Source organism: Oribacterium sp. C9 (genome assembly GCF_002007235.1).
Lineage (GTDB): Bacteria > Bacillota > Clostridia > Lachnospirales > Lachnospiraceae > Oribacterium.
The window spans coordinates 13,894-26,505 of sequence record NZ_MUHW01000007.1 but is presented as its reverse complement, the minus strand read 5'-3'; the positions used below and the strand labels follow the sequence as shown (position 1 = coordinate 26,505).

The window sequence follows — 12,612 nt, the reverse complement described above, 5'->3', positions numbered from 1 at the left end:
GCCATCCCATCATCAGTCTATACGATCTCCGTTACCGTGTACTTCTGCAAATCTGGCGGCAAAGGAAGACTCGCGACCACCGGCATAAAGATGTGATATATCACCAAAGGAAGATACTCTGAATTGAGCGATACCTTTTCTTCGTTCTTCTGTATATATCGTGGTTACAGAAGATGGTGCGGCGCAAAATCCGTGCCAAAGCTGCATAGGAGAGATGTGTAGAAGGTGTGATAAAAGGACACATTCAACTCCGAAGTGACAGAATAAAGCAATGGTATCTGAGTTGGCATGTTCAACTTTGAATAAGTTTCCGTCATGACGATACCCATGATTCAGAAGTAATTCATCGAGACCGGATGTTACTTTAAGAAATGTCTCAGGAACAGAGCTTTCTTTGAAGACACCAGCATCCATCCAATGGTCCGCATCATAAAAAAGAGGTTCCTTTGTCCAGTCCTGTGGCAACCAGTCCCATGAGATCATTTTGCGTTCTGCCACATCAGGTCGGGATATCAAAGCTTCATTGAATTCTCGTAGCCATGGCATCATCACTGCTGTTTTTTCATATTTTTTCAATGTAAGAGAAGCGGTATCCCGGGCACGGCCCATGGGGGATACATAAAACTCACTTATGCGTTCTGTTTTATACAGACGCTCCGCAAGCAGAGTGGCTTCTGCCCATCCTGTTTCCGTAAGTGAATCATGTTCATAATCGGGATCTCCATGTCGAATGATCAGTAATTTCATACAGTACCTCCAATTTACAGGGAATCAGCTTATAGTAAGATGTTGTTTTGTTGTTTATTTCTTCTTACATTTTTCGCATTTCCCTACTATAACCGTTTTTCCGGGATCTACATCCAGACCGTATGAAGATTTTACAAGCTTTTCAAATGCTTCCACAAAGTCATTCTCCAGATGAAAGACCCTGCCGCATTCTGAACACTGTCCGTGCATATGTGAATCACAGTGTTCGTGTTCGGCAGAATACTGATAGAACCAGGCGTCATGATCCGGTTCTCTGAATTTAAAAATTACGCCCTGATCACAGAGTCTGTCCAGATTTCTATAAACGGTGGTTACATTTATTCCACCTACGTTCTGCTGTAAGTGAGCCAACAGTTCAACTGCACTGAAACTTTTATCTGAATTTTTCTGCAAGAAATCCAATAAGGCTGTTCTTGCTTTTGTCTTATATTCTGCTTTCATACTTACTTCCTGCATCTGAATTTTAGTGATATCATAGCACATCAATACATGTTCCGACATACTATCAAGTGTTGTAAATAATTAAAATTATATACTTATAGTAATCCTATAACTGTCGATGTAACAGAAAGATTACATAACATGTTTAGGAGGAATTAGAATGAAAATTACAAGTTTTAATCCGCTGATCGTGACCACAGACCCGGAGTCAGCAATCAAGCTGTTTGAGGAATTAGGCTTTGAGAAACGCCATACAAAAGAGGGCATAAGCATTAGTAATCGCACCAGTGTCAGGATGAAGGATGCGAACGGCTTTCACGTAGATATAGCTGAGGGTGAAAAAGACTGGACGATGATTCGTATGAATGTTGAAGATCTGGATGAAACTGTGAAATTTCTCGAGGATCATGGATTCCATAAAGCGAGACATGAAGCTGCAAAAGAAACCGTAGATACCGGATCCTCCAGATTCAATATCATGGTGTCTGAATCCGGATATATTCTCGCTGTATCACAGCATATAAAAGAGTAAAAACCAAGATGTAAGTCAGAAGCTATAACGATTTGATATAGAATTTTGACATTCACGTCATAAAATAAAGGTCGCGGAGATGATCCGCGGCCTTTATTATTTCAGAAATGATGTTAAATCTCCTTTGAGTAAAAGGGAAAACAGGTGTATCGGTACAGACCTGAGCTACATCTTTCATGATATTTATACTTCCTTCATGTGGGCTTCATAATTGGTATGTTCTGAAATGATACGAATATAGGTATCAAAATCTTTTTCACGGAGTGCTTTGCAGATAAGAGTATGATCATCGATGGTTTTTTCATCGATGGCAGTGCGTTTTTCTATGGAGATGGCAAACATCTCCACCTGCTTATAGATCAAGCCCTCCAGCATGTTGAACATCATGGGGAAATACCTGTTTTTGGAACACTCACAGATGTGCAGATGGAACAGATAATCATTTTTTGCAAGCTTCTTATAATCCTTTGACTTCCTGGCCTTAATGATCCTTTCAGTCATTTCTTCCAGCTTTGTTATATCTGATTCTTCCGCACGTTCCATGGCAAGCCGGAAGCTCTCGATTTCAAGCGCCCGTCGTACTTCCAGAATCTCCGGGATATCCTGTATATCCATTACCATATCAGCATAAGTCTTGAAATAGTCACTGCTGCTGAATTCTTTTACATAACTTCCGTCACCGGGACGTACTTCAACGAGCCCCATGGCTCTTAGTCGGTTCACTGCAGCGTTTACAGGAGGACGACTGACACCTAGCATGGCACACAGTTCATTTTCAGAGGGGAGTTTTTCGCCGGCCTTGAGTTTGCCCTGTGCTATATGTGTCTTGAGAAGATCGAAGACCTGCTCAGATATATTTGTTTTTTTTATTTTTGCCAAATTTTCCATGTAAAGTAATCTCCATATCCATATGGTGTAATAAAGTCTATGGCTATAACTGGATATCAGTTTATGCTATGTGACCATTATAGCTGTAATACAGCTTACAATCAAGAATAGCTTTGAAGCGTTGTGTCTAGTGGCTTTTTTCACATATTATCGTGTGAAAACATATGCATATCGCTAAAGTTTATACTTTTTTTATATTTATGTTGACATACTATATGCACAAATATAATCTGTAACCTGTAAGTTGTAATACAGCTTACAGAATATTACGAGAAAGATACTGGGTGAAACTTAAATGAAGATTACCAACATTGACATAATGGCACTGGAAAAGGATCTGGGCTGCGGAGGTTCACGTCCTATTATCTGCAAGATATATACTGATGAAGGTATTTACGGAATTGGTGAAGCGGCTATCGCTATTGCCTGTGGTTCCCGGGGTGCTTTCGAAGTGTTGAAGGATTTTGCGCCTATGATCATAGGCATGGATGCCATGGCACATGAGGTTATATGGGAAAAGCTCTTTAAGTGTTCCTTCTGGGCACAGGGGAACGGTGCGGTTATGATGGCTGCCATCTCTGCAATAGATACTGCCCTTTGGGATATAAAGGGAAAAGCTGCAAATATGCCTCTTTATCAGCTTCTTGGCGGAAAGCAGAGAGAAAAGCTCAGGACCTATGCAAGTCAGCTTCAGTTCGGCTGGGGAGTTGATTCCTTCAATCCTGCGGATGCACTTCACGATCCTCAGGAGTATGCAGAAGCAGCACTTAAGGCTAAGGAACAGGGCTACACAGCCATCAAGATCAACTTCCTCAGATTCGATAAGAATGGAAAGATGCTTTCTCATCTTGATACAACAAGCCATCTCAGTCGTGAAACTATGAAAACTGCTGAAGCAAGACTTAGGGCAGTACGTGAAGCAGTGGGACCTGATATGGACATTCTTATAGAGAATCACGCCATGACCGATGCCAATACAGCGATTCAGTTCGCTCATATGGCAGAGCCCTATGACATTATGTTTCTGGAGGAGGGGTGTACACCGCTGAATCCTGCTGTTATGCGTAAAATCGCAGACAAAACCTCCATTCCACTTGCAACGGGAGAAAGAACCTACACAAGATGGGGATTCCTCCCATTTCTGGAGAATCACAGCCTTTCACTGATACAGCCGGATATAGGAAACTGTGGCGGAATCACTGAAGCAAAGAAGATATGTGATATGGCTCATATCTTTGATGTGGGAGCTCAGATGCATGTATGCTCAAGTCCTATAAGTGTTGCCATTGCCCTTCACCTTGAGGCAGCAATTCCGAACTTTATCATTCATGAGCATCACATCGCAAATACTACTTCAGGTACCATAAGAGAATGCCTGTATGACTATCAGCCGGAAAACGGATACTTCTCGGTACCGGAACTTCCGGGTATCGGTCAGGATCTGTCACAATATGCGATAGATCACGCGGAGACAGTTAAGTTTTAAGGAGAACCGATATGAGTGTATTTCGCAATGATTTCCTCTGGGGCGGCGCCTGTGCAGCCAACCAGTTTGAAGGTGCCTGGGATGTGGACGGGAAAGGACCTTCAGTTCCGGATATGTGTACTAACGGAAGCCTCAAGGTTCCGAAGTGGATTACCACAGCACAGAGACCGGACAAGTTTTATCCAAGCCACGAATCCATAGATTTTTATCATCATTATGAAGAAGACATTGCTCTCTTTGCAGAGATGGGCTTCAAGACTTTTCGTACCTCCATCGCCTGGACCAGGATATTTCCTACAGGTATGGAAGAGGAGCCTAATGAAAAGGGCCTGGAATTTTATGACAGGGTGTTCAGCTGCTGCAAAAAATATGGCATTGAACCCCTGGTCACCATATCTCACTATGAGATGCCCTATGCGCTTGTTGAAAAATACAACGGCTGGCAGGGACGTGAATGTATAGAATTCTACATGAACTTCTGCAGAACGATTTTCGAAAGATATAAGGATCTCGTAAAATACTGGCTGACCTTTAATGAAATAAACTGCGGAACAAAGCCAAACGGTAATCTGGTTGCCCTTAGTACCTGCCGCGGTTACGAAGGTCCCAGAAATCTGATGCCGGATAATGAAGAGATACGTTATCAGGCACTGCATCACCAGTTTGTTGCATCTGCAAAGGCTGTAATATATGCCCATGAGCATTATCCTAAGTTTATCATGGGTAATATGATACTGATGGCAACAAGCTATCCCCTTACCTGTGACCCTGCAGATGTACTGGCAAATCAGCAGAACATGAACAATATGAACTGGTTCTGCTCAGATGTAATGTGTCGCGGAGAATATCCATACTACTCCAGACGCTTTTTCGAAGAGCATGATATAAACATTAAGATGGAACCGGGAGATACGGAGCTTCTCAAAAATGGAACAGTAGATCTGTACACCTTCAGTTATTATCTGAGTACCTGTGTAACAACACACAAGGATGTAGAGCAGGTAGCAGGCAATATGATAGGAGGAACCAAAAATCCTTATCTTAAATCCAGTGATTGGGGATGGCAGATAGATCCTGTAGGTTTAAGATATACTCTTAATGAAATCTATTCCAGATACGGACTTCCCATGATGGTGGTAGAAAACGGACTTGGGGCGTACGACATAAAAAGTGCGGACGGAAAGATACATGATCCATATCGTATCGAGTACCTGCGTCAGCATATCGAACAGATGAGAGAGGCTGTCAAAGACGGTGTTGATCTTCGCGGCTATACCCCCTGGGGATGCATAGATCTGGTGGCGGCATCCACCGGTGAGATGGCAAAGCGCTACGGCTTTATCTATGTAAATAAGTTTGATGACGGAACAGGGGATCTCAGCCGGGAACGAAAGGATTCCTTCTACTGGTATAAGAAAGTCATAGCATCTAACGGCGAGGATCTGAATTAATGCAATTCTGACGAACATTAGGTCAACAAGGTTTGACTGAATGATAAAAAGAAAAAAGGAGATAAAAAAATGGCAAATTATACGGAACTGGCAGAGGCCATTGTTGCTGCCGTAGGAGGCAAAGAGAACATCAACACAGTGATTCATTGTTCTACACGTCTCAGATTTACACTGGTTGATCAGGATAAGGCAGATGAATCTGAGATCAAAAAGATCCCGGGAGTGCTGGGATGCATCAAAAAAATAGGTCAGCTTCAGATCATTATCGGAAACCACGTTAATAAGGTTTATCCTGATGTTTGTACTGCTGCAGGCATCGCAGCACAGGCTGCAGTAGAAGATGATGCAGATACCAAAGAGGACAAGAAAGCTGCAAGTAAGGTAAGTCTCGGAAACCGTCTTATGGATTTCATGGTTTCCTGCTTTGCACCGATCCTTGCGCCACTGGCCGGTGCCGGTGTCCTTAAGGGCTTACTTGTAATGGCTTCAACCTATAGCTGGATCAGTACAGAGACCGGTTTCTACACCGTTATGAATGCAGCTTCCGACGCTATCTTTTATTTCCTGCCAATGCTTCTCGCCTACACTGCAGCAAAGAAGCTTAAGGCCGATATCGGAATGGCTATGGTCCTTGCGGGAATCCTGATATATCCTACGATCATTGCAGGTGCAGGTGAGTCAAGCTCATTCCTTGGAATACCGTTTACCATGGTTAAGTATTCAGGATCGGTTATTCCTATTCTTATGAGTGTCTATGTAATGAATCACGTACACAAGTTCTTCAGCAAGATCGTTCCTGACTTCCTTAGGATCGTTGTTGTACCTCTGCTTACATTGACAGTCATGGCTCCTGTTGCAATAGTTGTACTTGGACCTATCGGTTATTACATCGGTATATATGTAGGTGAAGTGATCAAGGCTCTCTTTAACTTCTCACCGCTCCTTGCCGGTCTGTTCGTTGGAGGAACCAGACAGTTCCTGGTTTTTGCAGGTATGCACTTCTCAATGTCACCTATCATGATGAACAACTTTGCTACTCTTGGATATGATATGATCGCTCCTGTAAACTGTGTTGCCACAATGGCTGTTGCCGGAATGGCTTTCGGTGTATTCTTAAGAGCAAAGAAAGCTGAGAACAAGACTTCAACCATGTCTGCATTTATTTCTGCTTTCATCGGAATAACCGAGCCGGCTCTGTATGCCGTTGGATTCCGCTTTAAGAAACCTCTTCTTGGTGCTATCATAGGAGGAGCCGTATCCGGTGCATTTGTTGCAGCTTCAGGTGCAAAGGCAATTACTTTTGCGATGCCGGCAATTATTTCACTGCCTGCATATACCGGAAGTATACCTACCATGCTGATCGGACTTGCAATCTCATTCGTTGTTTCTGCCGCAGTATCATATGCTGTAGGTCTTGATGAGAGCATCGAAAAGGATGAGCGTGCAGTAAAGGCTGAGAAGAAGAACATAATTAAAAAAACGGCATAAAAAGACATTGTACTGATCATCATTCGGGCACCTGTTATATGCAGGTGCCTTTTTATCAATTAAGCAAGGAGTTTAAAAGTTATGGCAACCTACGGTTTCCTCTATGACCAAACCAGATGTATCGGCTGTAATGCCTGTCAGATGGCATGTAAGGACGGGCATGATCTGGAATTGGGACTGTTTTTCCGACGTGTTGAGTCAATAGAATATACAGATGAAAAAGGAAATTTCCGGACAGTTCATTATTCCGGTGCATGTAATCATTGTTCATCCGCTCTTTGCGCCGCCAACTGTCCGACGGGTGCCATGCATAAACAAAGTGACGGGACCATCGCCCCGGATCCCGAGATGTGTATCGGATGCGGGACCTGTACATGGGTATGCCCATACGGAGCTCCTAAGCTGAGCCATGTGACCGGAAGATCCATGAAGTGTGATGCCTGCTTTGACAGAAGACAGGAGGGAAAAGAGCCACTGTGTGTGGAAGCCTGCATTACCCATTGCCTTAAATTCGTGGATCTCGATACTCTGACGGAAGAGGAAAAAAGTAAGTATACCAGTGCACTTCCATTCCTGCCGGATCCTTCCATGACTAGACCTCACCTTATGATACTTAAAAAGGAGGAGAATGATGACTGACACATATGTGATACTCGGAACCGGAATTGCGGGTTTTTCAGCAGCACGTTCCATACGTCGTGAGGATACCGATTGTGAGATCATCATGATAGGAGAAGAAAAAGAGAGTACGTATCTTCGCCCCCTTCTAAGTAAAACTGATTTTTCCAGATTCAGAAAGAATAAGATATATACAGCGAAAGACAGCTGGTATGAGGAGAATCGTATCACAGTTTTAAAGGGAAGGACAGTATCAGGAATTGACCGTGAAAATCACAGGGTGATACTGGATGGCAGCACCGTCCTAAGCTACAGGAAATGTATCTATGCTCTGGGTGCCACCTGTTTTGTTCCACCCATACCCGGAAAAGATAAGAGGGGTGTTTTGACACTTCGTACAGTACAGGATTTTCATGAGCTTAGACGTAAGACCATGACTGCAAAAAAAGCTGTATTTATCGGTGGTGGAATCATAGGCATGGAAATGGCCTGGGAGCTTCATGAAATGGGCATTCACTGCACTATTCTGGAGTCAGCACCTCGTGTTATGGCACGCCAGCTTGATGAGGAATCCTCTGATATACTCCGAATAAGCATTGAAAAACAGGGGATAGAAATCCATACAGCTGTGCAGATCCGGGAGCTGACAGGTGATGAAAATGTTACCGGAGTCATTCTTTCGGATGGTCGTCGTTTTTCCGCTGATCTCGTGGTCCTTTCCACCGGTGTACGTCCGGTAGTTGCTCCCGCAAAGGAGGCAGGACTAAGTTGTGACCGTGGAGTTATGGCAGACGATTATCTTGTGACCAGTGATCCTGATATACTTGCTGCCGGTGACTGCGTGCAGTGCAGCATTCCAAATCCGGGGCTATGGAAATACGCCAAGGTTTCCGGCGATACAGCAGGATATAATGCGGTTCACTCTGAAAGTATGCGTTCTTTCCGGGTGGGGAATTTTCCTGTTATACTTACAGCCATGGGTATGGGAATGTTTGCAAGCGGTACTACTCAGGAAGAACCCGGAATCACAACAGAAGTCAGTCATAGTACACCCTTCGGGGATGAGAATTACATGTTCAGGGTCAATCACAACCGGTGCGGTTCACAGAATTATCAGAAACGTTTTTACAGGGACGGAAAGCTGTGCGGTATTGTGCTGATGGGAGACATTAGCGAAATGCGTACTGTTCCAGTTAATCTTTAAAGAGGTTATGCAATGACTAAAACTAACATACTTAACAAAATAAGAACCGGCGCGGATTTTCTGGAAAGTCGCGATAAGGCCATGGAAATATGCAGCAGTTTCTCTGACTGGTCTCTTCACAGTAAAAGAGAGTGGGAACTTGTCTATGATTTCTGTTTTCGTGGGACCGATGCGGATTTTCATGCTCCTTTATGGGCATCTGTATATATAGGGGAAAAGGTTCTTCTGAATCATACGACTCTTGAAATCATAGAGATTTATCACCGCTTCGGCTATGAACCCGAATGGTTTGAAGGAAATCCACCGGATTATCTCGGAGAACAGCTTCGATTCCTTGAGTATCTTATCGGAGCAAAGGGTGAAGTCTCATCTCGTATAGAAGAGGTTGTGGATTTTCTCGATAACTACCTGCTTTTTGGTCTTCGTGCGCTGTATAGAAGTCTATGTGATTATTCCGAAGCATTTTCAGGAATCAGGACATTTTTTGAAGATCTTCTGTCAATGCTTAGCAATTGGGAACCGGTGGCGGAGGATTTCGGTGAGGGAAGCCATGAGCTTAATTCACCTATAGAAAATGAAGCCGAAAGGATCGTTCCCACAGGCGGAATGAATAACTGCGGAGGAATCTGTGTTATCCGTCCACATGTGAAGGAAAACTGCCTTCTTCAGATCGAATCTGACTGTTGTGAAGAACATTCACCGCAGATTCGCGCCTGTGTGAGAGGAAGAGGCTACAGAAAGACCTATCTGAACCCTGAAAGACTTCATTATCCTATGAGAAGAATAGGAAAAAGAGGCAGCGGAAAGTTCGAAAGAATAAGCTGGGAGGAGGCCACTGATCTTGTGGCGGAAAGCATTGAGAGAACACAGAAGCTATACGGTCCGGAAAGCCGTTTTCTTCTTTACGGAACCGGTGTATGCGGAATCATGAACCCGGGGCAGATGATGACGAGACTTCTGAGTCTCACCGGAGGTTTTCTGGATGCCTACAATTCCTACAGTTCAGCCTGTGTTACCAGCATTTCCGAATATGTATACGGTAATGCCACAGGAGGGCACAGCGCGGCATGTCAGCTGGATACAAAGCTCATGATCCTCTGGTCAAGCAATCCGGCCGAAACCATTTTCGGTCCTGAGAGAAACTACTACCTTTCTCAGTTGAAAAAAAAGGGAGTCAGTATCATCGTTATAGACCCGAGACTCAGCCAGACCGGAGCAAGCTATGCAGACGAGTGGTTTGCACTGCGGCCTTCAACAGATGCTGCTCTTGCGGATGCCATGGCTTATGTTATCTTTGAAGAAGGTCTGCAGGATCAGAAGTTCATGGACAAATATTGTATAGGTTTTGATGAGGATCACATGCCGGAGGGTGTTCCTAAGGAAGAAAGCTATCGTTCCTATTTGTCCGGTCAAAAGGACGGCATCGCAAAAACACCTGAATGGGCTGAGGAGATCACAGGAATAGAAGCAGAACGCATAAGGAAGCTTGCCCGTGAATATGCCACCACGAAGCCTGCCTGCATAGATGCAGGTTTTGGAGCTCAGAGACACGGAAATGGCGAACAGTCAGCAAGAGCCATGATGATGCTTTCATGTCTTACGGGTAATGTAGGCATTAGCGGCGGAAGCAGCTGCGGCAACACCAGCAGGATCATGGAACATACTGCGATGAAGAATTATCTTGATCCTGTGCAAAATCCATATCCCGGAAGGATACCAACCTTCCTGTGGACAAAGGCCGTTGAGAAGGGAACCGATATGGATCCTGTAAAGGACGGGTTAAAGGAAGTTCAGAAACTTCGCAGCAATATAAAGCTCCTATTCAGTATGGCCAGCGATGTTCTCATCAACCAGCACAGTAATGTTAATGATACTCTGCGGATCCTCGGGGACGACAGCAAGTGTGAGATGATAATATGTTCGGATGTCTTTATGACTCCCAGTGCCCGTCATTCCGACCTGGTGCTTCCGGCAACTTCCTTCCTTGAAGGCGAAAATATCATAGGCTCCTGGGCAGGCACTAACTATTACCTTAGGCATAATAAAGTTATACGTCCTATATTCGGATGCAGATTCGAGTGGGACTGGATGAAGGAAGTGGCAGAGAAGCTCGGTGTTTATGAGAGCTTTACGGCCGGAAGATCCGAGCTTTCAGACTGGCTTAAAGAAAACTACAACTTTATCAGAAGTAAGGAGCCTGAGCTTCCGGACTATGAGACATTCTGTAAAGAGGGGGGCTGGCAGTATAAAAAACAGATAAAGTGTGTTGCCTATGAAAAGGAGATTTCCGACCCTGAGAATCATCCCTTCCCGACACCGTCCGGAAAGATAGAGATCTTCTCTCAAAGGCTTTATGATATGAACCGCCCCGGAGTGCCGGCGATACCGGGGTATGTGCCATGCCCTGAAGGACCTGAAGACCCTATGCGAAGAGTTTATCCTTTACAGCTTATAGGCTGGCATACCAGACGTCGCACCCATTCCATCCATGATAACAATGAGTGGCAGGATGAGGTTGAAAAACCGGGAGTGTGGATCCATCCTGAGGATGCCGGAGAAAGAGGCATCAAGAATGGTGATCTGGTGGAGATATTTAATGACAGAGGCCGTGTAAGGATTCCGGCGGTGGTTACAGGAAGAATACGGCAGGGAGTTGTATCCATGGCTCAGGGAGCCTGGTACACACCTGACAAGAATGGCGTGGATACAAGAGGCTGTATCAATGTTCTAACCTCCACTGCATACCCGACACCGCTCTGCAACGGAAATCCTCAGCATACAAATCTGGTTGAGATCGAATCCTGCGTGACTCATGTTATACCCGGTTTTATGGAACATTAACAAACGAATGGTATATTTTTAAGAATAGCAGACGAAATATAATGTGGGAGGAAGGCGAAACGGTTCGAAATTCGCTTTTTACACTCACATCAAATAATTGGAGGTATATATCTTTATGGAAACCATGTACTACGTTGTCGATTCAATAGACGGCGATTATGCGAATCTTAAAAGAACTGATAAAGAGGTGGACGACCTTTTGCTTGTTGCCAGAGCACTACTGCCGGAAGATATCAAGGTAGGGACTAAACTCAAGTATGAGATGCTGCAATATGAGATAATAGGCTGATAAATAAGATCAGTAGAGGTGCAATATGGAAAAATCAGTATTGTATATAAATGCTTGTGTTCGGAAAGATTCCAGAACCGGGAAGCTTGCTGAAAAACTACTGCATAAGTTAGACAGACCCTTTAAGGAAATACGTATCGGCGATATTGATTTCCCGGCGGTTAATGAGGATTTCCTGAAAAAACGTGACCGGCTTATTGCAGAACGTGATTTTCAGGATCCTATGTTTGATCTGGCCCGTGATTTTTCCGAGGCAGAGATCATAGTGATTGCAGCCCCTTACTGGGACCTTTCATTTCCTGCGGCATTAAAACAGTATATCGAGCAGATAAATGTCGTGGAGATCACATTCAGATATTCGGAAGATGGAGTTCCGGTTGGACTGTGCAAGGCTGACCGGCTCTATTATGTTACTACTGCCGGGGGACAATATGTTCCGGAAGAATTTGGTTTCGGATATATAAAAGCATTGGCACAGAATTTTTACGGCATAAATGATATCAGGAAGATAGAAGCAAAAGGACTGGACATCTACGGGGCTGATGTTGAAAATATCATGAAGGAGGCTGAAACCTTTATTACAAAAACCAGCTAATCAGGCACATT

The 12,612-nt window shown here is 44.1% G+C and carries 12 protein-coding genes; 9 read left to right on the top strand and 3 right to left on the bottom strand.

Annotated features, from left to right (window positions below):
• Nucleotides 1-12: 12 nt before the first annotated feature.
• Both BXO88_RS05950 and BXO88_RS05945 read right to left on the bottom strand, forming a co-directional pair.
• Nucleotides 13-747 carry a histidine phosphatase family protein gene (locus BXO88_RS05950; protein ID WP_078036835.1) on the bottom strand — a complete coding sequence of 245 codons (735 nt, stop codon included), beginning with the start codon at nt 745-747 and terminating at the stop codon, nt 13-15.
• Nucleotides 748-801: 54 nt separating this feature from the next.
• Nucleotides 802-1,209: a Fur family transcriptional regulator gene (locus BXO88_RS05945; protein WP_168171631.1), complete on the bottom strand. Its 408-nt coding sequence runs from the start codon at nt 1,207-1,209 to the stop codon at nt 802-804.
• A gap of 160 nt (nt 1,210-1,369) precedes the next feature.
• Here BXO88_RS05945 and BXO88_RS05940 point away from each other — a divergent pair, with 160 nt between their 5' ends.
• Nucleotides 1,370-1,741, top strand: coding sequence for a hypothetical protein (locus BXO88_RS05940; protein WP_078036833.1), 372 nt, complete (start codon nt 1,370-1,372; stop codon nt 1,739-1,741).
• Between the two features lie 183 nt (nt 1,742-1,924).
• On the opposite strand, the gene BXO88_RS05935 is transcribed toward BXO88_RS05940, so the two are convergent.
• Entirely contained in the window at nt 1,925-2,629 is a 705-nt protein-coding gene (locus tag BXO88_RS05935) for a FadR/GntR family transcriptional regulator (protein ID WP_078036832.1), read from the bottom strand.
• Nucleotides 2,630-2,924: 295 nt separating this feature from the next.
• On the opposite strand from BXO88_RS05935, the gene BXO88_RS05930 reads away from it, so the two are divergent.
• The 8 genes from BXO88_RS05930 (at nt 2,925) to BXO88_RS05895 (ending at nt 12,601) form a co-directional block, all read left to right on the top strand.
• Nucleotides 2,925-4,115 carry a mandelate racemase/muconate lactonizing enzyme family protein gene (locus tag BXO88_RS05930; protein ID WP_078036831.1) on the top strand — a complete coding sequence of 397 codons (1,191 nt, stop codon included), beginning with the start codon at nt 2,925-2,927 and terminating at the stop codon, nt 4,113-4,115.
• 11 nt (nt 4,116-4,126) lie between these two features.
• Complete coding sequence (locus BXO88_RS05925) at nt 4,127-5,566, top strand: glycoside hydrolase family 1 protein (RefSeq protein WP_078036830.1); 1,440 nt, start codon at nt 4,127-4,129, stop codon at nt 5,564-5,566.
• A 69-nt stretch (nt 5,567-5,635) separates the two neighbouring features.
• On the top strand, nt 5,636-7,054 hold the full coding sequence (locus BXO88_RS05920; RefSeq protein ID WP_078036829.1) for a PTS transporter subunit EIIC: 1,419 nt from the start codon (nt 5,636-5,638) through the stop codon (nt 7,052-7,054).
• A gap of 81 nt (nt 7,055-7,135) precedes the next feature.
• On the top strand, nt 7,136-7,693 hold the full coding sequence (locus tag BXO88_RS05915; RefSeq protein WP_078036828.1) for a 4Fe-4S dicluster domain-containing protein: 558 nt from the start codon (nt 7,136-7,138) through the stop codon (nt 7,691-7,693).
• Complete coding sequence (locus BXO88_RS05910) at nt 7,683-8,876, top strand: NAD(P)/FAD-dependent oxidoreductase (protein WP_078036827.1); 1,194 nt, start codon at nt 7,683-7,685, stop codon at nt 8,874-8,876. The genes BXO88_RS05915 and BXO88_RS05910 overlap by 11 nt, the downstream gene beginning before the upstream one ends.
• A gap of 12 nt (nt 8,877-8,888) precedes the next feature.
• Nucleotides 8,889-11,717 (top strand): DMSO/selenate family reductase complex A subunit, encoded by a 2,829-nt coding sequence (locus tag BXO88_RS05905; RefSeq protein ID WP_078036826.1) that lies wholly within the window; start codon nt 8,889-8,891, stop codon nt 11,715-11,717.
• 115 nt (nt 11,718-11,832) lie between these two features.
• The gene (locus BXO88_RS05900; protein WP_078036825.1) at nt 11,833-12,006 is read left to right on the top strand and encodes a chorismate--pyruvate lyase; all 174 of its coding nucleotides are present in this window, start codon (nt 11,833-11,835) and stop codon (nt 12,004-12,006) included.
• A 25-nt stretch (nt 12,007-12,031) separates the two neighbouring features.
• Nucleotides 12,032-12,601 carry an NAD(P)H-dependent oxidoreductase gene (locus BXO88_RS05895; protein ID WP_078036824.1) on the top strand — a complete coding sequence of 190 codons (570 nt, stop codon included), beginning with the start codon at nt 12,032-12,034 and terminating at the stop codon, nt 12,599-12,601.
• Nucleotides 12,602-12,612: the final 11 nt, after the last annotated feature.